Source organism: Pseudomonas sp. C9D1 (genome assembly GCF_056491235.1).
This window is the reverse complement of the sequence record NZ_JBSZIE010000002.1, coordinates 3,084,622-3,111,569: the sequence shown is the minus strand read 5'-3', so window position 1 is coordinate 3,111,569 and position 26,948 is coordinate 3,084,622. Positions and strand designations below refer to the sequence as shown.

Here is a 26,948-nt window from a genome sequence, read left to right as displayed (position 1 = left end):
ATTCATCCGCGAATGCGTGCCGCAGGCGCGCCCTGCAAGGCCTGGGACCGCTGCGCGGTCCTTGGCGAATGAATTCGCCCCTACATCCGCACGACTCCTCGGAGGCACCCATGCCCGAATCCAAACCCGGCCTTTCCACCCGCGCGGTGCACAGCGGCAACGACGTCGACCGCAAGATAGTCACCCGGCCCAAGAGCCTGCCGATCTACGAATCCTCGGTGTTCGTCTACGACAACCTGGAGCAGGTGGACGACTTCCTCGCCGGCAATCCCGACAACTACATGTACACGCGCATCGCCAACCCCAACCAGGCGGCCCTGGAGCACCTGGTGCGGGACCTGGAAGGCGGCGAGGCGGCGCTGTTCTCCGCCTCCGGCATGGCCGCGGTGAGCGCCGCGCTGCTGGGCCGGTTGAGTGCCGGTGACCACCTGATCGCCAGCCGCGAGCTGTACGGCACCACCCAGAGCCTGATCGAGAAGGAGCTGGCGCGCTTCGGCATCAGCGCCACCCTGGTGGAGATCAACGACCTGGCGGCGGTGGAAGCGGCCATCACCCCGGCGACGCGGATCATCTACACCGAGACCGCGTCCAACCCGCTGGTGCGGGTCAGCGACATCCCCGCCCTGGCCAGGCTGGCCAAGGCGCGCGGGCTGAAGCTGCTGGTGGACAATACCTTCCTCTCGCCGGCGCTCTACAACCCCCTGGCCGCCGGCGCCGACCTGGTGCTGCACAGCACCACCAAGTACCTCAACGGCCACAGCGACGCCACGGGCGGCATCCTCGTCGGCGACGCCGAATGGGTCGCCCAGGCGCGGCGCTTCCAGATCAACGCCGGCGGCAGCGCCAGCCCCTTCGAGGCCTGGCTGACCTTCCGTGGCGCCAAGACCCTGGCCCTGCGCATGCAGGCCCACTCGGCCAACGCCCAGGCCCTGGCCGAAGCGCTGGAGGCCCACCCCAAGGTGGCGCGGGTGTTCTACCCGGGCCTGCCCTCGCACCCGGACTTCGAACTGGCCCGCCGGCTGTTCCCCAAAGGTGCCTCGGGCATGCTCGCCTTCACCCTCAAGGGCGGCCTGGCGGAGGTGGACGGCCTGATCCGCGCCCTGCGCAACACCGCTTTCGCGCCATCCCTGGCCGGCGTCGCCAGCAGCATCACCCACCCCGGCAAGACCAGCCACCGCGCCCTCTCCCAGGACGCCCTGGCCGAGCTGGACATCCACGACGGCACCATCCGGGTGTCGGTGGGCATCGAGGATGCGGCGGACATAGTCGCCGACTTCGTACAGGCGCTGGACAGCCTCTGACGAGGCGCGGAACGCTGAACCTGTAGGGGCGAATTCATTCGCCCCGGGCGGCACAGCCGCCCCTTGGGAGCCAGGCAGGGCAGGCCTTCGGCCTGCTTGGCGACTGAAGTCGCCCCTACAAAACCCGTTCGTGCCGGCTTCTATTCTTATTCGATAACGGTATTTACGCTGCGGCTCTTATGCTCGCTATCCTCGCGCCATAACTTGTTATAACAAGTCAGGATCGCGAGCGAACGACATGGCCGAACTGCTTCCCCTTTCCCCGGTGCCCCTCTACAGCCAGCTCAAGGAGCTGCTGCGCGGGCGCATCCTCGATGGCACCTATCCACCCCACAGCCGCATGCCCTCGGAAAGCGAGCTGGGCAAGGTCTTCGACGTCAGCCGCATCACCGTGCGCCAGGCGCTGGGCGACCTGCAGAAGGAAGGGCTGATCTTCAAGATCCACGGCAAGGGCACCTTCGTCGCCAAGCCCAAGGCCTTCCAGAACGTCTCCACCCTGCAGGGCCTGGCCGAGTCCATGACCCAGATGGGCTACGAGGTGCTCAACCGCCTGCGCAGCTTCAAGCAGGTGCCGGCCAGCGCGCTGGTGGCCGAGCGGCTGCAGGTGGAGGAGGGCAGCCCGGTGATCGAGATCAAGCGCGTGCGCCTGATCAACCGCGAGCCGGTGTCCCTGGAACTCACCTGGCTGCCCCTGGCGGTGGGCGAGAAGCTGGAGAAGGCCGACCTGGTCACCCGCGACATCTTCCTCATCCTCGAGAACGACTGCGGCATCCCCCTGGGCCACGCCGACCTGGCCATCGACGCCGTGCTCGCCGACAGCGACCTGACCCAGGCCCTGGACGTGGAGGAGGGCTCGCCGATCATGCGCATCGAGCGCCTGACCCACACCGCCGACGGCGCGCCGCTGGACTTCGAACACCTCTACTACCGCGGCGATGCCTTCCAGTACCGCCTGCGCATCGACCGCCAGAAGGGAGCACAGGCATGAACACCCTGGAGCAGGAATACGACATCGTCGTCATCGGCGGCGGCACCGCCGGCCCCATGGCCGCGATCAAGGCCAAGGAGAAGAACCGCGAGCTGCGCGTGCTGCTGGTGGACAAGGCCAACGTCAAGCGCAGCGGCGCCATCAGCATGGGCATGGACGGCCTGAACAACGCCATCATCCCCGGCCACGCGACGCCCGAGCAGTACACCAAGGAAATCACCGTGGCCAACGACGGCATCGTCAACCAGGCCGCCGTCTACGCCTACGCTACCCACAGCTTCGCGACCATCGAGCAGCTGGACCGCTGGGGGGTGAAGTTCGAGAAGGACGAGACCGGCGACTACGCGGTGAAGAAGGTCCACCACATGGGCGCCTACGTGCTGCCGATGCCCGAGGGCCACGACATCAAGAAGGTGCTCTACCGCCAGCTCAAGCGTGCGCGGGTGAACATCACCAACCGCCTGGTCACCACCCGCGTGCTGCTGGACGAGGCGGGTGCCGCCTGCGGCGTGCTCGGCTTCGACTGCCGCAGCGGCGACTTCCAGGTGATCCGCGCCAAGGCGGTGATCCTCGCCTGCGGCGCCGCCGGGCGCCTGGGCCTGCCGTCCTCGGGCTACCTGATGGGCACCTACGAGAACCCCACCAACGCCGGCGACGGCTACGCCATGGCCTACCACGCCGGGGCGGAACTGGCGAACCTCGAGTGCTTCCAGATCAACCCACTGATCAAGGACTACAACGGCCCCGCCTGTGCCTACGTCACCGGCCCCCTGGGCGGCTACACGGCCAACAACAAGGGTGAACGCTTCATCGAGTGCGACTACTGGAGCGGCCAGATGATGTGGGAGTTCCACCAGGAGCTCGAAGGCGGCAACGGCCCGGTGTTCCTCAAGCTGGACCACCTGGCCGAGGAAACCATCCAGACCATCGAGGAGATCCTCCACAGCAACGAGCGCCCCAGTCGTGGCCAGTTCCACGCCGGCCGGGGCACCGACTACCGCCAGCAGATGGTGGAGATGCACATCTCCGAGATCGGCTTCTGCTCCGGCCACTCCGCCTCGGGCGTGTGGGTCAACGAGAAGGCCGAGACCTCGGTGAAGGGCCTCTACGCCGCCGGCGACATGGCCGCCGTGCCGCACAACTACATGCTCGGCGCCTTCACCTACGGCTGGTTCGCCGGCATCAACGCCGCCGACTACGTGGCCGGGCGTGATTTCGCCGCCGTCGACCCGGCCCAGGTGGAGCGCGAGCGCGAGCGGGTCTACGCACCGCTTAACCGCGAGCACGGCCTGCCGCCGGCCCAGGTGGAGTACAAGCTGCGGCGCATGGTCAACGACTACCTGCAGCCGCCCAAGGTGACCAGGAAGATGGAGATCGGCCTGACCCGCTTCGCCGAGATCGAACGCGACCTCGGGCAGATGAAGGCCAACAACCCCCACGAGCTGATGCGTGCCATGGAAGTCAGCGTGATCCGCGATTGCGCCGAGATGGCCGCCCGCGCCTCGCTGTTCCGCGAAGAAAGCCGCTGGGGCCTCTACCACCACCGCGTCGACCACCCCGAGCGCAACGACGCCGAGTGGTTCTGCCACTGCCACCTGAAGAAGGGCGATGACGGCGCCATGACCAGCTTCAAGAAGCCGGTGGAGCCCTACCTGATCGCCCTGGATGCGGAAGAACAGAGTGCCTACGACCGCCTGCGGGTGAAGACCGAAGCCGCGTAATCCGCGCTTTTCATTCAACCTACATCCCAAGAACACAGAGAGCCCCAAGGCTCCAAGGACCCGTGACATGGCCTTTCAACCCCAGGAAATCTTCTTCCGCAGCAGCGCGCCGGTGACGGTCGACGAAGACAAGTGCATCGCTCACAAGGGCTGCACCGTGTGCGTCGAGGTCTGCCCGATGGACCTGCTGGCCATCAACCCGGCAACCCAGAAGGCCTTTATGGCCTTCGACGAGTGCTGGTACTGCATGCCCTGCGAGAGGGATTGCCCGACCGGCGCGGTGAAGGTGGAGATCCCCTACCTGCTGCGCTGATCCGCTTTACCCACAAGAACGACACCCGCCATCCGGCCCGCCGCCGGACGCCTTGCCTGCAAGACCCCTCGTTTCCCACCACCGACGATGTGGCGGAGACGACAACCAGACCAATGATTCGAGGGGAACCATGAGCCTACGTGCAACCATCGCCGGCCTCGCGCTGGCCGTTACCACCGCGTCCGCCTCCGCCGAGACCATCCGCATCGCCATCGGCACCCAGGACACCACCATCAACTGCGCCACCGGCGGCTTGCTGATCCGCGAGCTGGGCCTGCTGGAGAAGTACCTGCCCCATGACGGCAGGTACAAGGACGCCCACTACGAGGTGGAGTGGAAGAACTTCACCAGCGGCGCGCCGCTGACCAACGAGATGGTCGCCGGCAAGCTGGATTTCGGCGCCATGGCCGACTTCCCCGGCTCCTTCAACGGCGTCGCCCACCTCGACGCCGGCAAGCGCAGCCTGTTCATCAGCGTGCTTTCGGGCAGCACCCGGGGCAGCGGCAATGGCATCGTGGTGCCGGCCTCATCCAGCGTGCAGTCCATCGCCGAGCTCAAGGGCAAGACCATCTCCGTGCCCTTCGCCTCCACCGCCCACGGCATGCTGCTGCGCGCCATCGCCGCCCAGGGCTGGGACCCGGAGAAGGACGTGCGCATCATCGCCCAGCCGCCGGAGATCGCCGGCTCCGCCCTGCGCAGCAACCGCATCGAGGCCCACGCCGACTTCGTACCCTTCGCCGAGCTGTTCCCCAACCGTGGCTTCGCGCGGAAGATCTACGACGGCTCCCAGGCCGAGGCGCCGACCTTCCACGGCGCGCTGGTGGACGCCGCCTATGCCGAGAAGTACCCGGAAGTGGTCACCGCCTACCTGCGCGCCAGCCTGGAGGCCGACCGCCTGTTCGCCGCCGAGCCGGAGAAGTACAGCGAGCTGATCGAGAAGGTCACCGGCATCGAGGCCGAGGTGAACTACCTGTTCCACGGCCCCCTCGGCCTGCAGACCCGCGACCTCACCTGGAAGCCGGAATACCGCCAGGCGGTGGCCACCTCCATCGACACCCTCAAGCTGCTGAAGAAGACCGACCGCGGCCTGGACACCGGCACCTTCATCGATGACCGCTTCATCCGCGCGGCCTTCAAGGACGCTGGGCAGGACTACGACAAGGCGCTGAAGAACTACGCCCCGCTGCCGCTGGTGGCCAAGGACGCCGCCACCGGTAAGCCGATCACCGACTTCAAGCGCCTGGCGCAGATCTGGGTGCGCGGCGAAGACAAGGTGCGCCACTACGCCTCCCCGGAAGCGGCCCTGGCCGCCCTGGCGCAGCTGGAGCAGGAGGGCAAGGACATCCGCGCCATCTACGCCCAGGCCACCGACAGCGGCATCAAGCTGCTGGCCAACCAGGCCTGGTTCGTGCGCAACGACAAGGGCGAGCTGTCCGCCTTCCTGCTCAAGGACCAGGCCGAGCGTTACGCCCAGGCCAATGGCGGCACCGCGCTGGACTTCACCCGTGCCAACCAGAAGCAGGCCCTGGCCAGCCGCTGAATACGTAGGTCGGTGCTGAGCGGGGCCCTGCTGGGTCGCGCTCCGCTTGGCGCCAACCTGCAGGAGAAGCCCATGACATCCCTCTTTCGCTGGCCCCTGCGCCTCGCGTCTCTGGCCGCCTGCCTGCTGTTCTGGCAGCTGGCGGCCACGGCGCGGCTGGACCTGGGGCTGATCACCTTCAGCTACGTGCCCACCCCCGGCGCGGTGCTGGAGGCCGCCTGGCAGCTGGTGCATTCCAGCAAGCTGCTGCCGCACCTTTCCAGCAGCCTGGCGCGGGTGTTCGCCGGCTACCTGGCCGCCGCCATCGTCGGCGTGCTGTTGGGCCTGGCCATCGGCCGTTCGCGCTGGGCCGAGTACAGCCTGCTGCCGCCCCTGGAAGTGCTGCGGCCGATCCCGGCGGTGGCCTGGATTCCCCTGGCCATCCTGATGTTCCCGTCCTCGGAGCTGTCGATGGTGTTCATCACCTTCACCGGCGCGCTGTTCCCCATCCTGCTCAACACCGTGCACGGCGTCGAAGGCGTCGACCCGCGCCTGGTGGCCTCGGCGCGCAGCCTGGGTGCCGGGCGCCTGGCCATCCTGCGTGAGGTGATCCTGCCCGGCGCCGCGCCGAGCATCGTCACCGGCCTGGCCATCGGCATGGGCACCTCGTGGTTCTGCCTGGTCACCGCCGAGATGATTTCCGGGCAGTTCGGCATCGGCTATTACACCTGGGAGTCCTACACCATCCAGAACTACCCGGACATCGTCGTCGGCATGCTGCTGATCGGCCTGCTGGGCATGGGCAGCAGCGGCCTGGTGAAGCGCCTCGGCGGCCTCGCCACGCCCTGGTACCGCACGCGGAGGAACGCCTGATGAGCGCCTTCGAACAGGTCGTCGAATCCGGCCGCATCGAGGGCCGGCAGCTGTCCATCCGCCTCGGCGAGGGCGCCCAGGCCTTCGACGCCGTGCAGGCGGTGGATTTCTCCATCGCCCCCGGCGAGTTCGTCTGCATCCTCGGTCCCTCGGGTTGCGGCAAGTCCACCCTGCTCGGCGCCCTGGCCGGGCACCTGCGGCCGCGTACCGGCACCCTGGAAGTGGACGGGCGCGCCGTGGCCGGGCCCTCGCCGGAGCGCGGCATGGTGTTCCAGCACCACACCCTGCTGCCCTGGCGCAGCGTGCTCGACAACGTCGCCTTCGGCCTGAAGATGCAGGGCATCGGCAAGCACGAGCGGCGTCGCCAGGCCGCCGAGTTCCTGGGCCTGGTGGGCCTTGCCGACTTCGCCGGGCGCTGGCCCGCGCAGCTCTCCGGCGGCATGCAGCAGCGCGCCGAGATCGCCCGCGTGCTGATCAACCGGCCGCGCCTGCTGCTGATGGACGAGCCCTTCGGCGCCCTCGACGCGCAGACCCGCTCGCGCATGCAGGAGCTGCTGCTGGATATCTGGACGCGCATCCGCACCACGGTGGTGTTCGTCACCCACGACATCGACGAGGCGCTGTTCCTCGCCGACCGCATCCTGGTGATGAGCCCGCGCCCCGGCCGCTTCATCGAGGACCTGCGCCTCGACTTCCCACGGCCGCGCCGCACCAGCCTGCTGACCAGCCCCGGTTTCACCCACCTCAAGCGCCACTGCCTGGAACTGCTGCGCCACGAGGAAGGCCGCGAACTGCCGCGCCTCACCCCGCTCGGCCTGCCCACCGACCACCCGCCCTTGCGAGTCGCCCTATGACCCACCGTGAAACCGCCAACCCCGACATTCTCGACCTGCTGCCGCGCCTCGCCGACGACGATGCCGGCGTGCGCCGCATCGCCCTGATCCAACTGGCCGACCTGGAGGACCCCGAAGGCCTGCCCTGGCTCACCGACGCCCTGGTGGCCGACGCGGCCGCCGAGGTGCGCGCCGAGGCCGCGCGCCTGCTGGAGGCCTGGGAAGAGCCCGATGTGGTGCAGGCCCTCTGCGCCGCCCTGGCCGATGGCGACGAAGCCGTGCGCCTGGCCGCCGCGCAGAGCCTGAGCGAGCTGAAGAGCCTGGATGCGGGCGAGCTGATCCTGCCCTGGGTGCGCCATGCCGACGCCTTCGTCCGCACCAGTGCCTTGCGCGCCCTGCGCGAGCTGCGCCTGGACGCCGCCGCCACGCCGGCCCTGCAGGCCCTGGAGGACGGTGATGCCGGCGTGCGCCGCGAGGCGGTGGGCATCCTCGGCTGGCTCAAGCGCAGCGATGCGCTGCCGGCCCTGGCGCGCCTGGCCAGCGATGACCCGGACACCGACGTACGCCGCGCCGCCACCGGCGCCCTGGGCCTGGCCAGCGACGCCAGCGTGCTGCCGGCCCTGCGCGCGGCCCTGGCCGACGAGGCCTGGCAGGTGCGCGAAGAAGCCGCCACCACCCTCGGCAAGGTGGGCCTGGACGAGGCCGGCCCGGCCCTGCTCACCGCCCTGGATGACGCCTATTGGCAGGTGCGCCTGCGCGCCGCCCGCGCCCTCGGCCGGTTGCGCCACCGCCCGGCCGGGCCGGGGCTCGCCGGGCTGCTGGTGCACGGCATCGCCAACCTGCGCAAGGAAGCCGCGCTAGCCCTGGGTGAGCTGGGGGATACCTGGGCCGTGCCGGCCCTGCGCGCGGCGGAAGCCGACGGCGACCCGGAAGTGCGCAAGGCGGTGCGCATCGCCCTGGTGCAACTGCAAGGAGCGGCCTGATGGACGCCCCCGCCGGCCTGCGCAATGCCCGCAGCGAAGGGCGCCTGACCCTGGAATGGCGCGATGGCGAGCAGCAGGCCATCAGCCACGCCCGCCTGCGCGGCGCCTGCCCCTGCTCGCAGTGCAAGGCGGCGCGCCTGCGTTGCGCCATCGCCCTGGTGGACGAGGCCGTGCGCCTCACCGCCATCCACCCACAGGGCTACGGCGTGCAGCTGGTGTTCAGCGACGGGCACGAGCGCGGGATCTATCCCTGGGAATACCTGCGGGGGTTGGCCGAGGCGCCGACGGTCCCGGGCTGAAGCCCGGGCCACGGTGGGGCGACACCTTCGTAGGATGGGTCGGGCTGCGTTCCGCGAGCGAAGCGAAACCCATGCTGTTGCCGGGCACTCCGCAATGATGGGTTTCGTACCTCTCTACCCATCCTACGGGAGCGGTTCACGCGCTTCCGGGTGAGTCGGCGCTTAGAAATCCACTTCGAAGTGCCAGCGGATTTCCTGCTCGGCGAGGGCGTTGAGCACCCACTCGTATTCCTGCAGGTCTTCGAGGAAGTCGGTGGAATTGGACAGCGCGCGTGGCTCGGTGACCAGGTGGCCCTGCAGGGCACGCACGGTCTTGAGGCCGTCCTCGGCGGCGAACCATTGCTCGTCGGGCAGGCTGTCGCTGAGGTCCAGCGCCTCGCCTTCTTCCAGCAGGTCGGCGAAGTCGCCCGGGTCCTGGCTGACGAACGCCCAGAGGGATTTCACCTTGAGCCGTTTGCACAGCTCGTCGAGCTCGACCTCGTCCACGCTGGCCACGGCTTTGCCGTTGACGAAGTCATCGATGCCCGCGAGGGGCTTTTCAGGAACTATGTAGATGGCTGCACTCATGGCTGACGGGCCCTGTCTATGTTGGCTCTCACTCCGATTAGGCAGCCAGCATAGCGACAGTTCCCCCCGAAAAAGGGGGGAACGAACAGGTTTGCCAAAGGGTTCACACGCGTTTCAGGAACTGCGTTGCGACCTCAGCACATGACGACAGAAGCCTACGCAGACGATGACGAATACCACTAGGCCCAGCCACTCGGCGGTGCTTGCGAAGCCCGCGCCTACCAGGGCCAGGGGCGCGTCCTTGCCGCTGCCGCCGATCAGCCCGGCGAGCAGGATGCCCATCAGGCTCTCGCCGACGATCAGCCCCGAGGCCAGCAGCACGCCGCGCCGACGCGGGACTTCGGCATAGGCCTCCGGGTCCTGCCCGGCGGCGATGGCGCGCTTCTGCAGGCGGCTGTCGATCAGCCAGCCCAGCGCGGCGCCGATCACCAGGGTCATGCCGATGGTGGGCGGCAGGTAGATGCCCAGGCCCACCGCCAGCACCGGCAGGCTGGCCTTGCTGGTGCGGCGCAGGGCCAGGTCGACGAGGATCAGGGCGACGCCCAGCACCACGCCGATGAGGATCATGTTCCAGTTCAGCGCGTTCTTGAAAATGCCGCTGGCGATGGCCGTGAGCAGGGTCGCCTGGGGCGCGGCCAGGGCTTGCTGCGGGTCCATGCCCTCACGGGGCAGGGCGCCGGCGAAGCCGTAGGCGTTGTAGAGCAGGTCGAGCACCGGCGGGATGACCAGGGCGCCCGCCAGGCAGCCGACGATCAGCGCCACCTGCTGGCGCCAGGGCGTGGCGCCCACCAGGTAGCCGGTCTTCAGGTCCTGCAGGTTGTCGTTGGAGATGGCGGCGATGGCCAGCACCACGGCGGTGGTGAACAGGGCCAGGGCGATGGCGACCTTGCCGCCGGCCAGTTGCAGCAGGCCGGATTCCAGGCTGCCCATGCCGAGGATCAGCAGCGAGACGAGGATCACCGCGATGATGCCGATGCCGGAGATCGGGCTGCTGGAGGAGCCCACCAGGCCGGCCATGTAGCCGCAGGCGGCGGCGATCAGGAAGCCGAAGACGAAGGCGAACAGCACGCAGCCGGACACCAGGCCCCAGAAGCCGAGGCCGGTGAGTTCCGGCGCCGCCTCGTGGAGGAAGAAGCCGAACACGCCGAACAGGGCCAGCAGCAGCACGCCCGCCAGCAGCAGGATGGCCCGCGCCGACATGTCGCGCTCGGTGCGTTCGGTGCTGATCTCGCCCTTGCCGCGCACGGCCTGCAGCGAGGTCCACACGCCCTGGGCCATGGGCTTGAACAGGGTGGCCAGGGTCCAGAGCGCGGCGATGCCGATGGTGCCGGCACCGAGGAAGCGCACCTGGGAGCTCCACAGCTGGGTGGCCAGCTCGCTGATGGCCTGGCCAGCGGCCGGGGTGGCGTTGACCGTGAGCAGCGGCACCGCGACGCCCCAGCAGATGAGCACGCCGACGAGGATGGCGATGCCGGCGGTGATGCCCATCAGGTAGCCGGCGCCCACCAGGGCGAAGGAGAAACCGGTGGTGAAGCGGAAGGCCGTCTGCCCGGCGGTGGCCCAGACGCTGATGCCCTCGCCCAGCACCTTGAAGCCGCTGCTGCACAGGCTGAAGGTCGCAGCCACCAGGCCGCCACCGAGGATGTCGCGCAGGCCGGGCTCGTTCTTGTCTCGCGTGGCCGGCTTGCCATCGGTTGCGGCTTCGTCGTCGCTGCCGACGCGGAGGATTTCCGCCGCCGCCACGCCTTCGGGGTAGGGCAGTTCGCTCTGCACCACCATCACCCGGCGCAGGGGGATGGTGTAGAGCACGCCGAGGATGCCGCCGATGGCGCAGATGGCCGCCGTCTGCCAGAAGGGGAAGCCCGCCCAGTAGCCGATCATCAGCAGGCCGGGGAGGATGAAGATGATCGAGCTCAGGGTGCCGGCCGCCGAGGCCTGGGTCTGCACCATGTTGTTTTCGAGGATGTTCGAACCCTTGAAGTAACGCAGCACCGCCATGGAGATCACCGCAGCGGGGATCGACGAGGCGAAGGTCAGCCCGACCTTGAGGCCGAGGTAGACGTTGGAGGCGGTGAACACCAGGGTGATCAGCGCGCCTAGGACCAGCCCGCGCAGAGTCAGTTCGGGCAGGTCGAGATGGTCGGGGACGCGGTCCGTCATGGGGCTCTCCAGAGGTATTCCGGCGCGCATTCTGCCGGCAGGGGAAAGCCTAGACCAGCGGGTGCGGCCATTGGTTGCAGGGAACGGACGTGAACGTGCAGGGATCGGTCATGGTGTTCGCGCTGACACCCTGTAGGGGCGAATTCATTGGCTCTGTCTGCGTTAGCTGTTGTGGTTTTAATGCAAGCGCTCAAGCTTGGCCTTTTCCGGGCGCCCAAGGGTTCGTGCCACCGCCACCCCATGGGTTTCGCTTCGCTCTACACCATCCTACGAAAGCCTGTGCGCACCACGTGGCGATGCGCTGGACGAAGAAAGGTGGGGCAGCCGCCAACGCCCCTCCAGGAGGCCGAACGCAGTCGTTGCGCCGGGGGACGAGCGGCATGGATGCCGCGAGAGGCGCGCCAGGCCATGGATGGCCCATCGCGCCGGCCCCCAGAGCGGCGATGGAGTGAGGGAACCCGACGCAGTCGGGCCGGATGATGGGGCAAGCCCTTTTGGTTTCTTTTGGGGCGACTGCCAAAAGAGACTCGCCCGGGGGGGCGAAATCAGAAGCACCAACAAAACTCGGCAATCAGCTGGGCTCAATTCTTCTAGCAACACTTAACGCAGACAGAGCCAATTCATTCGCCCGAGGACCGCGTAGCGGTCCCGATCAATCCACGCAGGGCAGGCCTTCGGCCTGCTTGGCGACTGAAGTCGCCCCTACAAAAGCGCGGTGGAGCCCCTTAGAACGGCTTGTCGCCAAGGATGGTGGCGCGGTGCATCACGCGGCGGGTGGGGCGGTAGTCGTCGACGGCGAAGTGCTGGGTGATGCGGTTGTCCCAGAAGGCCACGTCGTTCTCCTGCCAGCGCCAGCGCAGGGTGAACTCCGGGCGGGTGGCGTGGGCGAAGAGGAAGCGCAGCAGGGCGTCGCTTTCCGCCGCCGACAGCTCGTTGATGCGGGTGGTGAAGCCTTCGCTGACGAACAGCCCCTTGCGCCCGGTGACCGGGTGGGTGCGCACCACCGGGTGGCTGACCGGCGGGTGCTTGCGCTTGGCCGCTTCCAGCTTCTCGCGTTCCTCCGCCGTCAGGCTGAAGCGCTCCTCGGGGAAGGAGCGGGCCAGGTCGTGGGTGGCGGTGAGGCCTTCGAGCATCCGCTGCAGCGGCGCCGACAGCGCCTCGAAGGCGGCGCTGCTGCTGGCCCAGAGGGTGTCGCCCCCCACCGGCGGCAGCAGCTTGGCGCTGAGCACGGCGCCCAGGGCCGGGGTTTCCATGAAGGTCACGTCGGTGTGCCAGAGGGCGTTGTCGCGCACGTCGGTGACGGCGGTGTCGAGCACCAGCACTTCCGGCTGCTCGGGGATGTTGGGGTAGATGGGGTGGATGTGCAGGTCGCCGAACTGGGCGGCGAAGCGTGCCTGCTGGGTGGGCTCCAGGGGCTGGGCGCGGAAGAACAGCACTTGGTGCTTGAGCAGGGCGGCCTCGATGCCATCGCGGTGTTCGGCGCTCAGCGGCTCGCGCAGGTCGACGCCGCCGACGAGGGCACCGAGGGCGGGGCTGAGGGGGGTGATGTGCAGGGGCATGACGGGCCTCGATCAGTGGTTCTGCCCGTGCCAGGGCACGAGCTTGCGTTGCAGGGTGCGCAGGCCGAGTTCCAGGGCGAAGGCGACCAGGGCGATGACCAGGATGCCGAGCACCACGACGTCGGTGACCAGGAACTGCGCGGCCGACTGGACCATGAAGCCGAGGCCCTGGGTGGCGGCCACCAGTTCGGCGGCGACCAGGGTCGACCAGCCGACGCCGAGGCCGATGCGCACGCCGGTGAGGATGTCCGGCAGGGCGCTGGGCAGGACCACGTGGCGGATCAGCTGCGCCTGGGTGGCACCGAGGGACTGCGCGGCACGCAGGCGCGCCGGGTTGACGTTGCGCACGCCGGTGGCGGTGGCGATGGCGATGGGCGCGAAGATGGCGAGGAAGATCAGCAGCACCTTGGACAGCTCGCCGATGCCGCACCAGATGACGATCAGCGGCAGGTAGGCCAGCGGCGGGATCGGCCGGTAGAACTCGATCAGCGGGTCGAAGATGCCGTGGGCGACGCGGTTGCGGCCGATGGCGATGCCCAGGGGGATGGCCGTGAGCACGGCAGCCAGCAGGGCGGTGCCGATGCGCGCGAGGCTCGCCAGCAGGTGCGCCCAGAGGCTGGAATCCATATAGCCCTGGGTGGCCAGCAGCCAGCCCTTGCGCAGCACCGCCTGGGGGCTGGGCAGGAACAGCGGCTCCACCAGGCCGGCGGTGGTGACGGCCCACCAGGCCAGCAGCAGGCCGGCGAGGGTCAGGCTGCTGATGGCGAAGGTGGAGAGGCGCCAGGGGCGCGGTGTGGGCGCCGCTGCTTTTTCCAGCAGGGGCAGGTCGAGGCTGCTCATGCGCTTCTCCTTTGCCGTTCGGCGAAGACCTGGGCGAGGACGTGTTCGCGGGTTTCGATGAAGCGCCGGTCGGACTTGATCGCCCGCGCGCTTTCACCGGCGGCGTAGCGGCGGCCGAAGTCGAGGCTCAGGCGCTCGCTGATGCGCCCCGGATTGGGCGACAGCAGGATCAGGTCGGTGGCGAGGAATACCGCTTCCTCGATGTCGTGGGTGATCAGGAACACCGGCTTGGCGGCACGCTGCCAGACCTGCAGCAGCAGCTCCTGCATCTGTTCGCGGGTGAAGGCATCCAGTGCGCCGAAGGGTTCGTCCATCAGCAGCACACGCGGGTCGGCGGCCAGGGCGCGGGCGATGCCGACGCGCTGGCGCTGGCCCCCGGAGAGCTCCCAGATCTGCCGCGTGTCGAAGCCGGCGAGGTCCACCAGGGCGAGCATCTCGCGGGCCTTGGCTTCACGCCGGGCGCGGGGGACGCCGGCCAGTTCGAGGCCGAAGGCGACGTTGCCGAGCACGTTCTGCCAGGGCAGCAGGGCGTCGTCCTGGAACACCACGCCGCGCTCGGCGGAGGGGCCCTGCACGGGCTTGCCGTCGAGGCTGATGCGACCGTCGCTGGGTGGCACGAAGCCGGCGATGAGGTTGAGCAGCGTGGTCTTGCCGCTGCCGGAAGGCCCCAGGGCGACCAGCAGTTGCTGTGGCCCGAGGCTGAGGGAGATGTCGGTCAGTACCGGCTCGGCCGTGCCGGGGTACTGTGCGCTGATGCGCTCCAGCTGGAGTAAGGCCATTTTCTTTTGCGCTCTTCTGAATGTGTCGGATCGAGCGAGCTGGAGTGGGGCCAGTCGCAAACGACCGGGGCTGCTGCCTGTGAGCAGGCCCAGGTCGTTTCAACCACGCCCCGCCGGCGCGCAGCCGATCAGTTGGTGACGTACTTGGCGCTCACGTAGGGGGCGTAGTCCGGCAGCACCGCATCGACCTTGCCCTGCTCCTTGAGGAAGGTGGCGGTCTGGTTGATGGCCTGGGTGGTCGGCGCGCCGAGGGCGGTGGCCTGGTCGGCGGCCAGCGGGAAGACGTTGCCCTGCAGCAGCAGCGGGATATCCTCGGCCTTGGCGCCGGAGAGCTTCACCACCTTGTCGATGTTGGCCTTGTCGGCCAGCCAGGCTTGCGGGTCCTTGCGGTAGGCGGCGTAGGCGTCGAGGGTGACCTTGGCGAAGGCGCGGACCACTTCGGGGTGCTTCTCGGCGAAGTCCTTGCGCACGATCCAGGCGTCGAAGGTGGGCGCGCCCAGCTTGCCCAGCTCGCCGGAGCTGATCAGCACCTTGCCGGAGGACTTGGCCACGCCGAGGGCCGGGTCCCATACATAGGTGGCGTCGATGTCGCCACGCTGCCAGGCGGCGATGATGGCCGGCGGCGCGAGGTTGAGGATGGTCACCTTGCTGGGGTCGATCTTCCAGTGCTTGAGCGCGGCCAGCAGGCTGTAGTGGCCGGTGGAGACGAAGGGCACGGCGATCTTCTTGCCGATCAGGTCTTCGGGCTTGGCGATGCCGGCACCGTTGCGGGCGACCAGGGCTTCGGCGTCGCCGATCTGGGTGGCGATGAGGAAGGTCTGGATCGGCAGCTGGCGGGTGGCGGCGGCAGCCAGGGGACTGGAGCCGACGTAGCCGATCTGCACGTCACCGGAGGCGACGGCGGTGATGACTTCGGCGCCACCATCGAACTTGCGCCAGTCGATCTTCGAGTGGCTGGCCTTTTCATAGGCGCCATCGGCCTGGGCGACCTTCGCCGGGTCGACGGTGGTCTGGTAGGCGACGGTGAAGTCCGCGGCCTGCGCGGTAATGGCCAGGCCGCCGAGGGTCAGTGCCGCCAGCAGGCGACGGGGGAACAGAGAGCTGATCATGGTGGTGCTCCTAAACAGGCGACGGGCCGGTTTGGAGGCCGGGCCACGGGACGGGAATCGGGGTTTTCTCAGGGGGTCCGGTGGTCCGGTGAAGCGAAATCTAAATGATCTAAAAACCTCTCAATAAATACTATTTGGTTATTAGTTTATGAGCGGTCGTCAGGGTGTCGGCGCCTTTACAGGCCAGGAGAGGTGTGGGACTGCGAATTCCGTCCGCTGCTGCGTCATTGGGGATGGCGCAAGACGGCCAAAGTCGGTAATTTGCGCGCCCTTTCGAGTAACCGAAGTCGCCTCTCCCAGGGGCAGCTCCCCGCCAGAGGGAGGTTATCGGCTTATTTATGCGATTTAGTTACAAGAACGTGACGATAAATTCTTTTTAAGAATTAAATCCCTTGCCCTAGATTGGCCGCCACCTGAGGCAGGCCTGCTGGCAAGGCGCTACGGAAAATTTATGACCAGCGGGTCATACCGCATCGCTATTTACTTGTGTATATAGCGTTGTCCGCCTCACCCATCAGAACAACCTAGAAACACGCACCACTGGAGCATTGCATGAACAAATCTACCCTGGCCCTGGCCATCGCTGGCGGCCTGCTGGCCCAACAGGCCGTCGCAGGCGGTTTCGTCGAAGACAGCAAGGCCACCCTCGGCCTGCGTAACTTCTACATCAACCAGGACAACCGCGAAGGCACTGCCAACCCGTCCAAGCAGGAAGAGTGGGGCCAAGGCTTCATCTTCAACTACACCTCCGGCTACACCGAAGGCACCGTAGGCTTCGGCGTCGACGCGCTGGGCCTGCTGGGCGTACGCCTGGATTCCGGCAAGGGCACCCACTACAACAACGGCAGCGATAACTACGGCGGCATCGTGTTCCCGTCGGAAGGCGATGGCCGTGCCGTGGACGATTTCGGCAGCATCGGCGTGACCGGCAAGGTCCGCGTCTCCAAGACCGAAGGCCGCCTTGGCACCCTGCAGCCCAAGCTGCCGGTCGTGACCTTCAACGACGGTCGCCTGCTGCCGCAGACCTTCGAAGGTGGCCAGGTCACCTCCAACGAAATCGACGGCCTGACCCTGATCGGCGGCCAGCTCGAGCACGCCAAGGGCCGTAACTCCAGCGACGCCCGTGGCCTGTCCATCGGTGGCGCCAACAACGCCCAGACCGGCAAGTTCGAGAACAAGTTCTACTACGCCGGTGCTGACTACAAGGTCACCAAAGACCTGACTGCCCAGTACTACTACGGCAACCTCGACGAGTTCTACAAGCAGCACTTCCTGGGCCTGACCCACGTGCTGCCGGTTGGTCCGGGCTCCCTGAAGTCCGACCTGCGCTACTTCTACAGCACCTCCGACGGCCTGAACTCCAGCGCTGCCGGCCGTAGCCAGGGTTACCGCAGTGCCGGCAAATGGGCCAGCAACGATCCGCTGCGTGGCGAAGTGGACAACCGCACCTGGAGCGGCTTCTTCACCTACACCCTGGGCAGCCATGCCGCCAGCCTGGGCTACCAGCAGGTGTCCGGCGACAGCGCCTTCCCCTTCCTGAACCAGGGTGACGGTGGTACCGCGTACCTGATCACCGACCGTCAGATCGGCAAGTTCCTCAGCGCCGGCGAGCGCACCTGGGTGGCCGAATACGGCTACGACTTCACCAAGGCCGGCGTGCCGGGCCTGAAGGCCATCGCTACCTACCTGAAGGGCAGCGGCATCGACAACGCCACCGGTGGCGACCTGGGCGAGTGGGAGCGTGACTTCCGCCTGGACTACACCCTGCAAGACGGCCCGCTGAAAGGCCTGGGCCTGTCCTGGCGTAACGCTGCCTTCCGCAGCGACGTGGGTGGCACCACCCGCGACCAGGACGAAAACCGCCTGATCGTGAGCTACACCCTGACCCTGCTGTAAGCAGCGTTATCGAGCCCCGCTTCCGCCCCTGGCGGAGGCGGGGCTTTTTTGTGGGCGCGACTCGGAGAAGGGCATCGCTCCGGCTTTCGTCGGATGGGGCGGGCGGCGTTCCGCGAGGTACGACCCATCGATGCGGAGTGCCTTGCGACCGCATGGGTTTCGCTTCGCTCTACCCATCCTACGGGTGGCCGCCCGACCCCTGCTACACGTGCTGGCGGGTGTTTGGGTGGGTGGGGATATATAGCTCTTAAAGTTATAAATAAATTGTTATTTATTCTTTTTGATTTCCTTCGAGGCTGGGCATAGTGGGCGCACAGAACGACGAATCCAGTCTCAAGGAGCTGCACAGATGAGCATCAGACTCGGCGACATCGCCCCCGACTTCGAACAGGAATCCAGCGAAGGCCGCATCCGTTTCCACGAGTGGCTGGGCAACAGCTGGGGCGTGCTCTTCTCGCACCCCGCCGACTTCACCCCGGTGTGCACCACCGAGCTGGGCCTGACCGCCAAGCTCAAGGACGAATTCGCCGCCCGTGGCGTCAAGGCCATCGCCCTGTCGGTGGACCCGGTGGACTCGCACCTGAAGTGGATCGACGACATCAACGAGACCCAGCACACCGTGGTCAACTTCCCGATCATCGCCGACGCCGACCGCGCCGTTTCCGGCCTCTACGACCTGATCCACCCGAACGCCAACGACACCCTCACCGTGCGTTCGCTGTTCATCATCGACCCGAACAAGAAGGTGCGCCTGATCATCACCTACCCGGCCAGCACCGGGCGCAACTTCAACGAGATCCTGCGGGTGATCGACTCCCTGCAGCTCACCGACAGCCACAAGGTCGCCACCCCCGCCAACTGGCAGGACGGCGACGACGTGGTGATCGTGCCTTCGCTGAAGGACGAGGACGAAATCAAGCAACGCTTCCCCCGTGGCTACAAGGCGGTCAAGCCCTACCTGCGCCTGACCCCGCAGCCCAACCGCTGATGCGGGCGCCCGTGCCTGCACGAGCAGGCCCGGGCGAATGGATGTACGAGCAGGGTTCGGACCGGTGCGCCGGTCCGTTTTTTATCGAAGAGGAACAGTCCCGATGTTGGTGGTAACCCTTTCCGGCAGTCCCAGCCTGGAGTCGCGTTCGGCAGCCCTGCTGACCCGCGCCCGCCAGTGGCTGGAGCGGCATGGGGTGGAACTGGCGGGTTTCGCGGTACGGGACTTCCCGGCCGAGGACCTGTTGCACGCACGCTTCGACAGCCCGCAGGTGCAGCACCTGATCGAACAGGTCGGCCGCGCCGACGGGTTGCTGGTGGCGACGCCGGTGTACAAGGCGTCCTTCGCCGGTGCCTTGAAGACCCTGCTCGACCTGTTGCCCGAGCGGGCCCTGGAACACAAGGTCGTGCTGCCCATCGCCACCGGTGGCAGCAAGGCCCACATGCTGGCGGTGGATTACGCACTGCGGCCCGTCCTGACGGCCCTCAAGGCCGAGGAAGTGCTGCACGGCATCTTCGCCGACGACAGCCAGGTGGAGCGCCAGAACGGTGGCGTGCAGCTGGCTCCGTCGCTGGAGCAGCGCCTGGATGAATCGCTGGAGCAGTTCCAGCGGGCCCTGGCCAGAAGGCCGCGGCCACTGGCCCCGGATGCCCTGCGCAATGCGCGCTGGAGCATCTGAGCAAGACGACACGACACTCCCTCGGGGGTGACAAGAACAAAGCCTTACTCGCCCGCCAACGGGCAAGCAGGCGCAACCACTACCCAAAGCAGAGTTCGAGGAGAGCGCCATGCGCACCATCACTTTGCGTCGGAGCCTGGTCGCCCTGTTTGCAGCGGCCATCACCTTCGGCGCCATCACCCAGGCACAGGCCGAGACCTTGCGGATCGGCTACCAGAAATACGGCACCCTGGTGCTGCTCAAGGCCAAGGGCTCGCTGGAGAAGCGCCTGGCCGACCAGGGCATCGAGGTGAAATGGACCGAGTTCCCCGGTGGCCCGCAGCTGCTGGAAGGCCTCAACGTCGGCTCCATCGACTTCGGCGTCACCGGCGAGACCCCGCCGGTGTTCGCCCAGGCCGCCGGTGCCGACCTGCTCTACGTTGCCTATGAGCCGCCGGCGCCCACCAGCGAGGCGATCCTGGTGCCGAAGGATTCGGCCATCCAGTCGGTCAAGGAACTGGCCGGCAAGAAGGTCGCCCTGAACAAGGGCTCCAACGTGCACTACCTGCTGGTCCGTGCCTTGGAAGATGCCGGCCTGAAGTACAGCGACATCCAGCCCGTGTACCTGCCCCCGGCCGATGCCCGCGCCGCCTTCGAGCGTGGCAGCGTCGACGCCTGGGTGATCTGGGACCCCTTCCAGGCCGCCGCCGAGCAACAGCTGCAGGCACGCACCCTGCGCAACGGCACCCAGCTTGTGGATAACCACCAGTTCTACCTGGCCACTCGGGCGTATGCGACCCAGCACCCGCAGGTGATCAGCACCCTGGTGGAGGAAGTGCGCGCCGTGGGCGAGGACTCCAAGGCCGACCCGGACAAGGTGACCGAACAGGTCGCACCGCTGCTCGGCCTGCCCAGGGACATCACCGCCATCGCGGTGAAGCGCCAGGGCTACGGCGCTCAGTTCCTCACCCCGGAGGTGGTCACGGCGCAGCAGAAGATCGCCGACACCTTCACCGACCTGAAGCTGATCCCGAAAAAACTCAGCATCAAGGACGTGATCTGGACGCCGCCCGCCAAGGTCGCCCAGCAGCCGTGATGTGCGCCTTGCCCCGCGCCAGGACGGCGCGGGGAAGGTCCTGATACCCGTAAACGAACCATCATCGCGCGGCTACGCCACGCCGGCGCGCTCACTCTGGAGTTATTGCGATGAGCCTCAACATCTTCTGGTTCCTGCCTACCCACGGCGACGGCCACTACCTCGGCACATCCGAGGGCGCCCGCGCTGTCGATCACGGTTACCTGCAGCAGATCGCCCAGGCCGCCGACCGCCTCGGTTTCGGCGGTGTGCTGATCCCCACCGGCCGTTCCTGCGAGGATTCCTGGCTGGTCGCCGCCTCGCTGATCCCGGTGACCCAGCGCCTGAAGTTCCTCGTGGCCCTGCGCCCGGGGATCATTTCGCCCACCGTCGCCGCACGCCAGGCCGCCACCCTCGACCGCCTCTCCGGTGGTCGGGCCCTGTTCAACCTGGTGACCGGGGGCGACCCGGACGAGCTGGCCGCCGATGGCCTGCACCTGAACCATGAAGAGCGTTACGAGGCTTCCGTCGAATTCACCCGCATCTGGCGCCGCGTACTGGAGGGCGAGACCGTCGACTACGACGGCAAGCACATCCAGGTGAAGGGCGCCAAGCTGTTCTACCCGCCGCTGCAGCAGCCGCGCCCGCCGCTGTATTTCGGCGGTTCCTCCGAAGCTGCCCAGGACCTGGCCGCCGAGCAGGTCGAGCTGTACCTGACCTGGGGCGAGCCGCCGGCCGCGGTGAAGGAGAAGATCGAGCAGGTGCGCGAGAAGGCCGCCAAGCTCGGCCGCAGCGTGCGCTTCGGCATCCGCCTGCACGTGATCGTGCGCGAGACCAACGAAGAGGCCTGGGCCGCCGCCGACCGCCTGATCGCCAACCTCGACGACGAGACCATCGCCAAGGCCCAGGCCGCCTTTGCCCGTTTCGATTCCGTCGGCCAGCAGCGCATGGCTGCCCTGCACAACGGCCGCCGCGACCAGCTGGAAGTCAGCCCCAACCTCTGGGCCGGCGTTGGCCTGGTGCGTGGCGGTGCCGGCACCGCGCTGGTGGGCGATGGCCCCACGGTGGCGGCGCGGGTCAAGGAATACGCCGACCTGGGCATCGACACCTTCATCTTCTCCGGCTACCCGCACCTGGAAGAGTCCTACCGCGTGGCCGAACTGCTGTTCCCCCACCTGGACGTGGCGCGCCCGCAGACGGGTGACGGCCTGGCCTTCGTCAGCCCCTTCGGCGAGATGGTCGCCAACGAGGCGCTGCCCGAGCGTCGCCTCAAGGTCTCCCAGAGCTGAGGATGCACAGATGAACCTCCAATCCATCCTCCAGCGCCTGGCGCCCTGGGCCTTGCCCTTCACGCTGCTGGCCGCCTGGCAGATCGCCGTGGAAACCGGCCTGCTCTCCACCCGCATCCTGCCGGCGCCCAGCGCCGTGGTGACGGCGGGCTGGCACCTGCTCTCCAGCGGTGAAATCTGGACCCACCTGGCCATCAGCGGCTGGCGCGCCGGTATCGGCTTCGCCATCGGGGGCGGCATCGGCCTGCTGCTGGGCTTCATCACCGGCCTGTCGAGATGGGGCGAGCGCCTGCTCGACAGCTCGGTGCAGATGATCCGCAACGTGCCGCACCTGGCGCTGATCCCGCTGGTGATCCTGTGGTTCGGCATCGATGAGTCGGCGAAGATCTTCCTCGTCGCCCTCGGCACCCTGTTCCCCATCTACCTCAACACCTACCACGGCATCCGCAACGTCGACCCGGCGCTGGTGGAAATGGCGCGCAGCTATGGCCTCTCCGGTTTCGGCCTGTTCCGCCAGGTGATCCTGCCCGGCGCGCTGCCCTCGATCCTGGTGGGCGTGCGCTTCGCCCTCGGCTTCATGTGGCTGACCCTGATCGTCGCCGAGACCATCTCCGCCAGCTCCGGCATCGGCTACCTGGCGATGAACGCCCGCGAGTTCCTGCAGACCGATGTGGTGGTGCTGGCGATCCTGCTCTACGCGGTACTCGGCAAGCTCGCCGACGTCGCCGCCCGTGGCCTCGAACGCCTGTGGCTGCGTTGGCACCCGGCGTACCAGGCCAAGGGAGGTGCGGCATGAATGCCCTGTCCACGCCGCAACGCCTGAAGCGCGGCATCCCGCTGGCGATACGCAGCATCGGCAAATCCTTCGGCGAGCGCGAAGTGCTCAAGGACATCGACCTGCTGATCCCCGCCGGCCAGTTCGTCGCCGTGGTCGGCCGCAGTGGCTGCGGCAAGAGCACCCTGCTGCGCCTGCTGGCCGGGCTCGACAAGCCCAGCCGTGGGCAACTGCTGGCCGGCTCCGCGCCGCTGGAAGACGCCCGCGAAGACACCCGCCTGATGTTCCAGGACGCCCGCCTGCTGCCGTGGAAACGGGTGATCGACAACGTCGGCCTCGGCCTCTCCGGCAACTGGCGGCCCAAGGCCCTGGAAGCGCTGGAGGCCGTGGGCCTGGCCGACCGCGCCCAGGAATGGCCGGCGGCGCTGTCCGGTGGCCAGAAGCAGCGCGTGGCCCTGGCCCGTGCCCTGATCCACGAACCGCGCCTGCTGCTGCTGGACGAACCGCTGGGCGCGCTGGATGCGCTGACCCGCATTGAGATGCAGCAACTGATCGAACGCCTCTGGCAGAAGCACGGCTTCACCGTGTTGCTGGTCACCCACGACGTCAGCGAGGCCGTGGCCATCGCCGACCGGGTGATCCTGATCGAAGACGGCGAGGTCGGCCTCGACCTCGCCGTGGACCTGCACCGCCCCCGCGCCCGTGGTTCGGCGCGGTTGGCGGCACTGGAGGCCGAGGTGCTGGAGCGGGTGCTGTCGCAACCCGCCTCGCCACCGGAGCCGGAACCCTTTTCACCCTTGCCCACGCAGTTGCGTTGGGCGCTCTAAGAGCAGCCGGAAGCTCGAAGCCGGAAGCCTGAAGCAGGCAGTCCTCTTCAAGCTTTCAGCTTCTGGCTTACAGCTCATTTTCGACCCCAGGAGAAAACACCATGACCATCAAAGCCATCAACGTCCGCAACCAGTTCAAAGGCACCATCAAGGAAATCATCGAAGGCCCGGTGCTGTCGGAAATCGACGTGCAGACCGCCGCGGGCATCGTCACCTCGGTGATCACCACCCGTTCCGTGCGCGAGCTGGAGCTGGGCATCGGCTCCGAAGTGATCGCCTTCGTGAAATCCACCGAGGTGTCCATCGCCAAGCTGTGATCCGCTGGATGAGGTTGCGTCAGCTGCCTTGTGCCGACATGAAGAGCCCCCGCGCATGCGGGGGCTCGTTCGTTTGGGGGACACGTGTGTGCGAATTCATTCGCGATGCGGACCGCAGGGCCGCCCGGCAGTATCGGGATCGCTACGCGATCCTTCGCGAATGAATTCGCTCACAGAGGCGTGGTTTGTAGGATGGGTAGAGCGGAGCGAAACCCATGCGGTCTTGGGCACGCCCGATGATGGGTTTCGTACCTCTACCCATCCTACGGGTAGCTGGTGCCTTGTGTCGGAATGAAAAAGCCCCGCATTTGCGGGGCTTCGTTCATCCGGGTTCGGCTCAGCGCTTCTGCGGCGCCGGTTGCTGCTGGGTGATGCAGTGGATGTTGCCGCCGCCGAGGAGGATTTCGCGGCCGGGGACCATCACCACTTCGTGCTGCGGGAACAGGCGCTTGAGGATGGCTTCGGCTTCGGCGTCCTTGGGGTCGTCGAACTTGGGCGCGACGATGCCGCCGTTGACGATGAGGAAGTTGACATAGGAGCCGGCCAGGCGGATCGACGGGTCGCGCTCCTGGGTGCCGGCCACCAGGTCGACGCCGGCGCATTCCTCGTCCGTGGCGTAGAGCGGGCCGGGGATCGGCATCTTGTGCACCACCAACTGGCGCCCCTTGGCGTCGCGGGCTTGCTCCAGCACCTTCATCGCCGCCTGGCAGCGCGGGTAGTTGGGGTTGGCCGGGTCGTCGGTCCAGGCCAGCAGCACTTCGCCCGGGCGCACGTAGCAGCAGAAGTTGTCGACGTGGCCGTCGGTCTCGTCGTTGTAGAGGCCGTCCGGCAGCCAGATGATGCTGTCCACCGCCAGGTGGTCGCGCAGCACCGCCTCGATCTCCTCGCGGCCCAGGTGCGGGTTGCGGTTGCGGTTGAGCAGGCATTCCTCGGTGGTGATCAGGGTGCCTTCGCCATCCACGTGGATGGAGCCGCCTTCCAGCACGAAGCCTTCGGTGCGGTAGCCCTGGAAGCCTTCGATGCGCAGCACCTTCGAGGCCACCTGGTCGTCGCGGTTCCACGGCGAGTAGAGGCCGCCGTCGAAGCCGCCCCAGGCGTTGAAGGCCCAGTCCACGCCGCGCACTTCGCCGGTGTCGTCGGTGACGAAGGTGGGGCCGGTATCCCGTACCCAGGCGTCGTCGGTGGTGATTTCCACCACGCGGATGTTCGGCTCGTCCAGGCGCTGGCAGGCGTTCTCGTACTGGCCGGCGCTGACGCAGACGGTCACCGGCTCGAAACGGGCGATGGCGCGGGCCACGGCGCTGAAGGCGGCCTGGGCGGGTTTGCCGCCGAGGCGCCAGTTGTCCGGGCGCTCGGGCCAGACCATCCAGGTGCGGCTGTGGGTTTCCCATTCCGCCGGCATGCGGAAGCCATCGGCGCGGGGGGTGCTGTTCAGAGGTTTCATGGGGGTTACCTGTGGTCGCCCGGCGAGAGGCGCTGCGGTGGCTGTTGAGTGGGCCCCGCGCTGGCGGGGGCCACTGGAAAGGGGTGTCAGGACTCCAGGGAGCCGTCCAGGGTCTTCAGCGGGCCGTACAGGTTCGGGCGACGGTCACGGAAGGTGCCCCAGGCGCTGCGGGTACGTTCCAGTGCGTCGAGGTCGAAGCTGTGCACCAGCACGCCTTCCTCGGTTTCGTTCAGCTCCTCGACCTTGGCACCGAACTGATCGGCGATGAAGGAGGAGCCGTAGAAGGTGATGTCGTAGCCGTCCTGCTCTTCGCGGCCGATGCGGTTCGACGCCACCAGAGGCATCAGGTTAGCGCCTGCGTGGCCCTGCTGCACGCGCTGCCAATGGTCGCGGGAGGTGATGCTGGCGTCATGGGGCTCGCTGCCGATGGCGGTGGGGTAGAACAGCACCTCGGCACCCAGCAGCGCCATGCTGCGGGCGCACTCGGGGAACCACTGGTCCCAGCAGATGCCGACGCCGATGCGCGCGTAGCGGGTGTTCCACACCTTGAAGCCGGTGTCGCCGGGGTTGAAGTAGTACTTCTCGTGGTAGCCGGGGCCGTCCGGGATGTGGCTCTTGCGGTACACGCCGAGGTTGCTGCCGTCGGCGTCGATGATGGCGATGCTGTTGAAGCGCGCGCGCCCGGCCAGCTCGAAGTAGCTGATGGGCAGCACCACCTGCAGCTCGGCGGCCACTTTCTGGAAGTGGGCGATGGCGGCGTTGACCTCGGTGGCGGTGGCCAGCAGCAGGTAGTCGGCGTTGGGCTTCTGGCAGAAGTAGGGGGTTTCGAACAGCTCCTGGATGAGGATGATCTGCGCCCCCCTGGCGGCCGCCTGGCGCACCAGTTTCTCGGCGTTGGCGATGTTCGCGGCGCGATCCCAGGAGCAGGCCATCTGGGTGGCGGCGACGGTAACGATGCGGGACATGGAAACACCTCGTCAGGACGATTGCTGTCGATGAACGGGCGCAGGTCGCCCGGGGATGGCGACTTTATAATCGATAAAAATCTGCTTTAAAAGCGATTTAAATCGGTAAAAAGAAAATTATCGCCAATAAAACGGATTTTTATCGGATTAAGGGTGGATAAAAATCGAGCGATTTCAGGGGGTATCGGCAAGCCCGATGGCCCGCTTGGGCAGGAAGGGCGGCAGGTAGAGGCCGAGGTAGGCATCGAACACGCGCATGCCTTCCTCGGCGAAGCGCGGGGTGATCTCGCCGTGCAGCTGCACCGAGCGGGCATAGACGCGATCACCCAGCTCCATGGCCAGGGCGAAGACGTCGATGTCATCCGGCAGCGCCGGCAGCTCGAAGTGGCGCTCGAACAGGCGGTGCATCAGGCGGCCCAGCTCGATGTCGTGCTGGCGGTCGGCCTGGGTCACTTCGGTGAGGCCGTGCTGGGCGAGGATCAGCTGACGCGCGGCGGTGTCGTCGGCGTAGATCGCCAGCATGCGTTCTTCCACCAGGCGCGAGAGGTCGCGCCAGCTGCCCAGGCGGCCGTGTTCCACCGGCTCCTGCAGGCAGGCGCGGAAGGCGGCGTGCACCTCGGCGGTGAGGCCTTCGAGGATGGCCGGCACGCTGGCGAAGAAGTGGTAGACGGAGGAGGGCGGCATGTCCGCGCGCTCGGCCACGCTGTAGATCGACAGGTTGGCCACGCCTTCCTCGGCCAGCAGCGCCCGTGCGGCGTCGAGAATCCCGGCGATGCGCAGCTGGCTGCTGGCGCGGGGTTTGCGGGTGGTGGCGGGACGTGGCATGACGGGCTCCTGGGCGACGCGCTATTGGACGTCAGGGCGGGAGCC

The 26,948-nt window shown here is 67.4% G+C and carries 26 protein-coding genes; 17 read left to right on the top strand and 9 right to left on the bottom strand.

The annotated features are described in order from the left end of the window. Positions 1-110 precede the first annotated feature (110 nt). The 9 genes from ACXI0U_RS22455 (at position 111) to ACXI0U_RS22415 (ending at position 8,830) form a co-directional block, all read left to right on the top strand. The gene (locus ACXI0U_RS22455; RefSeq protein WP_479550834.1) at positions 111-1,301 is read left to right on the top strand and encodes a trans-sulfuration enzyme family protein; all 1,191 of its coding nucleotides are present in this window, start codon (positions 111-113) and stop codon (positions 1,299-1,301) included. Between the two features lie 238 nt (positions 1,302-1,539). Further along, entirely contained in the window at positions 1,540-2,289 is a 750-nt protein-coding gene (locus ACXI0U_RS22450; RefSeq protein WP_479550833.1) for a GntR family transcriptional regulator, read from the top strand. Further along, positions 2,286-4,010, top strand: coding sequence for a fumarate reductase/succinate dehydrogenase flavoprotein subunit (locus tag ACXI0U_RS22445; protein ID WP_043240355.1), 1,725 nt, complete (start codon positions 2,286-2,288; stop codon positions 4,008-4,010). The genes ACXI0U_RS22450 and ACXI0U_RS22445 overlap by 4 nt, the downstream gene beginning before the upstream one ends. Positions 4,011-4,077: 67 nt before the next feature. Further along, positions 4,078-4,323 carry a 4Fe-4S dicluster domain-containing protein gene (locus ACXI0U_RS22440; RefSeq protein WP_479550832.1) on the top strand — a complete coding sequence of 82 codons (246 nt, stop codon included), beginning with the start codon at positions 4,078-4,080 and terminating at the stop codon, positions 4,321-4,323. 130 nt (positions 4,324-4,453) lie between these two features. Next, a complete protein-coding gene (locus ACXI0U_RS22435) occupies positions 4,454-5,863 on the top strand; it encodes an ABC transporter substrate-binding protein (protein ID WP_479550831.1) in 1,410 nt (469 codons plus the stop codon). A 72-nt stretch (positions 5,864-5,935) separates the two neighbouring features. After that, a complete protein-coding gene (locus tag ACXI0U_RS22430; RefSeq protein ID WP_031289091.1) occupies positions 5,936-6,715 on the top strand; it encodes an ABC transporter permease in 780 nt (259 codons plus the stop codon). After that, complete coding sequence (locus ACXI0U_RS22425) at positions 6,715-7,569, top strand: ABC transporter ATP-binding protein (protein ID WP_479550830.1); 855 nt, start codon at positions 6,715-6,717, stop codon at positions 7,567-7,569. The genes ACXI0U_RS22430 and ACXI0U_RS22425 overlap by 1 nt, the downstream gene beginning before the upstream one ends. Continuing rightward, a complete protein-coding gene (locus ACXI0U_RS22420) occupies positions 7,566-8,531 on the top strand; it encodes a HEAT repeat domain-containing protein (RefSeq protein ID WP_479550829.1) in 966 nt (321 codons plus the stop codon). The genes ACXI0U_RS22425 and ACXI0U_RS22420 overlap by 4 nt, the downstream gene beginning before the upstream one ends. Then, the gene (locus ACXI0U_RS22415; RefSeq protein ID WP_479550828.1) at positions 8,531-8,830 is read left to right on the top strand and encodes a DUF971 domain-containing protein; all 300 of its coding nucleotides are present in this window, start codon (positions 8,531-8,533) and stop codon (positions 8,828-8,830) included. The genes ACXI0U_RS22420 and ACXI0U_RS22415 overlap by 1 nt, the downstream gene beginning before the upstream one ends. Before the next feature lie 162 nt (positions 8,831-8,992). On the opposite strand, the gene ACXI0U_RS22410 is transcribed toward ACXI0U_RS22415, so the two are convergent. The 6 genes from ACXI0U_RS22410 to tauA all read right to left on the bottom strand — a co-directional run bounded on the left by ACXI0U_RS22410 (position 8,993) and on the right by tauA (position 15,844). Further along, positions 8,993-9,397 (bottom strand): hypothetical protein, encoded by a 405-nt coding sequence (locus ACXI0U_RS22410; RefSeq protein ID WP_021222835.1) that lies wholly within the window; start codon positions 9,395-9,397, stop codon positions 8,993-8,995. Positions 9,398-9,511: 114 nt separating this feature from the next. Then, complete coding sequence (locus ACXI0U_RS22405; protein ID WP_479550827.1) at positions 9,512-11,557, bottom strand: OPT family oligopeptide transporter; 2,046 nt, start codon at positions 11,555-11,557, stop codon at positions 9,512-9,514. Positions 11,558-12,282: 725 nt separating this feature from the next. After that, positions 12,283-13,116: a taurine dioxygenase gene (gene tauD, locus ACXI0U_RS22400; protein ID WP_479550826.1), complete on the bottom strand. Its 834-nt coding sequence runs from the start codon at positions 13,114-13,116 to the stop codon at positions 12,283-12,285. A gap of 12 nt (positions 13,117-13,128) precedes the next feature. Beyond that, a complete protein-coding gene (tauC, locus tag ACXI0U_RS22395) occupies positions 13,129-13,956 on the bottom strand; it encodes a taurine ABC transporter permease TauC (protein ID WP_479550825.1) in 828 nt (275 codons plus the stop codon). Beyond that, on the bottom strand, positions 13,953-14,735 hold the full coding sequence (gene tauB / locus ACXI0U_RS22390; protein WP_479550824.1) for a taurine ABC transporter ATP-binding subunit: 783 nt from the start codon (positions 14,733-14,735) through the stop codon (positions 13,953-13,955). The genes tauC and tauB overlap by 4 nt, the downstream gene beginning before the upstream one ends. A 128-nt stretch (positions 14,736-14,863) precedes the next feature. Then, positions 14,864-15,844, bottom strand: a complete 981-nt coding sequence (gene tauA / locus ACXI0U_RS22385) for a taurine ABC transporter substrate-binding protein (RefSeq protein ID WP_479550823.1) — start codon at positions 15,842-15,844, stop codon at positions 14,864-14,866. A 552-nt stretch (positions 15,845-16,396) separates the two neighbouring features. On the opposite strand from tauA, the gene ACXI0U_RS22380 reads away from it, so the two are divergent. The 8 genes from ACXI0U_RS22380 (at position 16,397) to ACXI0U_RS22345 (ending at position 23,669) form a co-directional block, all read left to right on the top strand. After that, positions 16,397-17,740: an OprD family porin gene (locus ACXI0U_RS22380; protein ID WP_021222841.1), complete on the top strand. Its 1,344-nt coding sequence runs from the start codon at positions 16,397-16,399 to the stop codon at positions 17,738-17,740. 349 nt (positions 17,741-18,089) lie between these two features. Next, positions 18,090-18,728, top strand: coding sequence for a peroxiredoxin (locus tag ACXI0U_RS22375; RefSeq protein ID WP_350447253.1), 639 nt, complete (start codon positions 18,090-18,092; stop codon positions 18,726-18,728). A gap of 103 nt (positions 18,729-18,831) precedes the next feature. Continuing rightward, positions 18,832-19,407, top strand: coding sequence for an NADPH-dependent FMN reductase (ssuE, locus tag ACXI0U_RS22370; protein WP_021222843.1), 576 nt, complete (start codon positions 18,832-18,834; stop codon positions 19,405-19,407). Between the two features lie 109 nt (positions 19,408-19,516). Continuing rightward, positions 19,517-20,482, top strand: coding sequence for a sulfonate ABC transporter substrate-binding protein (locus tag ACXI0U_RS22365; protein WP_374979306.1), 966 nt, complete (start codon positions 19,517-19,519; stop codon positions 20,480-20,482). A 110-nt stretch (positions 20,483-20,592) separates the two neighbouring features. Continuing rightward, the gene (gene ssuD / locus ACXI0U_RS22360) at positions 20,593-21,750 is read left to right on the top strand and encodes an FMNH2-dependent alkanesulfonate monooxygenase (protein WP_479550822.1); all 1,158 of its coding nucleotides are present in this window, start codon (positions 20,593-20,595) and stop codon (positions 21,748-21,750) included. Positions 21,751-21,760: 10 nt separating this feature from the next. Then, the gene (ssuC, locus tag ACXI0U_RS22355; protein WP_479550821.1) at positions 21,761-22,546 is read left to right on the top strand and encodes an aliphatic sulfonate ABC transporter permease SsuC; all 786 of its coding nucleotides are present in this window, start codon (positions 21,761-21,763) and stop codon (positions 22,544-22,546) included. Then, the gene (gene ssuB, locus ACXI0U_RS22350) at positions 22,543-23,352 is read left to right on the top strand and encodes an aliphatic sulfonates ABC transporter ATP-binding protein (RefSeq protein WP_431482904.1); all 810 of its coding nucleotides are present in this window, start codon (positions 22,543-22,545) and stop codon (positions 23,350-23,352) included. The genes ssuC and ssuB overlap by 4 nt, the downstream gene beginning before the upstream one ends. 101 nt (positions 23,353-23,453) lie before the next feature. Then, positions 23,454-23,669, top strand: coding sequence for a TOBE domain-containing protein (locus ACXI0U_RS22345; protein ID WP_003455791.1), 216 nt, complete (start codon positions 23,454-23,456; stop codon positions 23,667-23,669). Between the two features lie 337 nt (positions 23,670-24,006). On the opposite strand, the gene aguA is transcribed toward ACXI0U_RS22345, so the two are convergent. The 3 genes from aguA to ACXI0U_RS22330 form a co-directional block, all read right to left on the bottom strand. Beyond that, the gene (aguA, locus tag ACXI0U_RS22340) at positions 24,007-25,113 is read right to left on the bottom strand and encodes an agmatine deiminase (RefSeq protein WP_263401026.1); all 1,107 of its coding nucleotides are present in this window, start codon (positions 25,111-25,113) and stop codon (positions 24,007-24,009) included. Between the two features lie 86 nt (positions 25,114-25,199). Then, positions 25,200-26,078: an N-carbamoylputrescine amidase gene (gene aguB, locus ACXI0U_RS22335; protein WP_021222849.1), complete on the bottom strand. Its 879-nt coding sequence runs from the start codon at positions 26,076-26,078 to the stop codon at positions 25,200-25,202. Positions 26,079-26,252: 174 nt separating this feature from the next. Further along, the gene (locus tag ACXI0U_RS22330) at positions 26,253-26,903 is read right to left on the bottom strand and encodes a TetR/AcrR family transcriptional regulator (RefSeq protein WP_431482902.1); all 651 of its coding nucleotides are present in this window, start codon (positions 26,901-26,903) and stop codon (positions 26,253-26,255) included. Between the last annotated feature and the right edge of the window lie 45 nt (positions 26,904-26,948).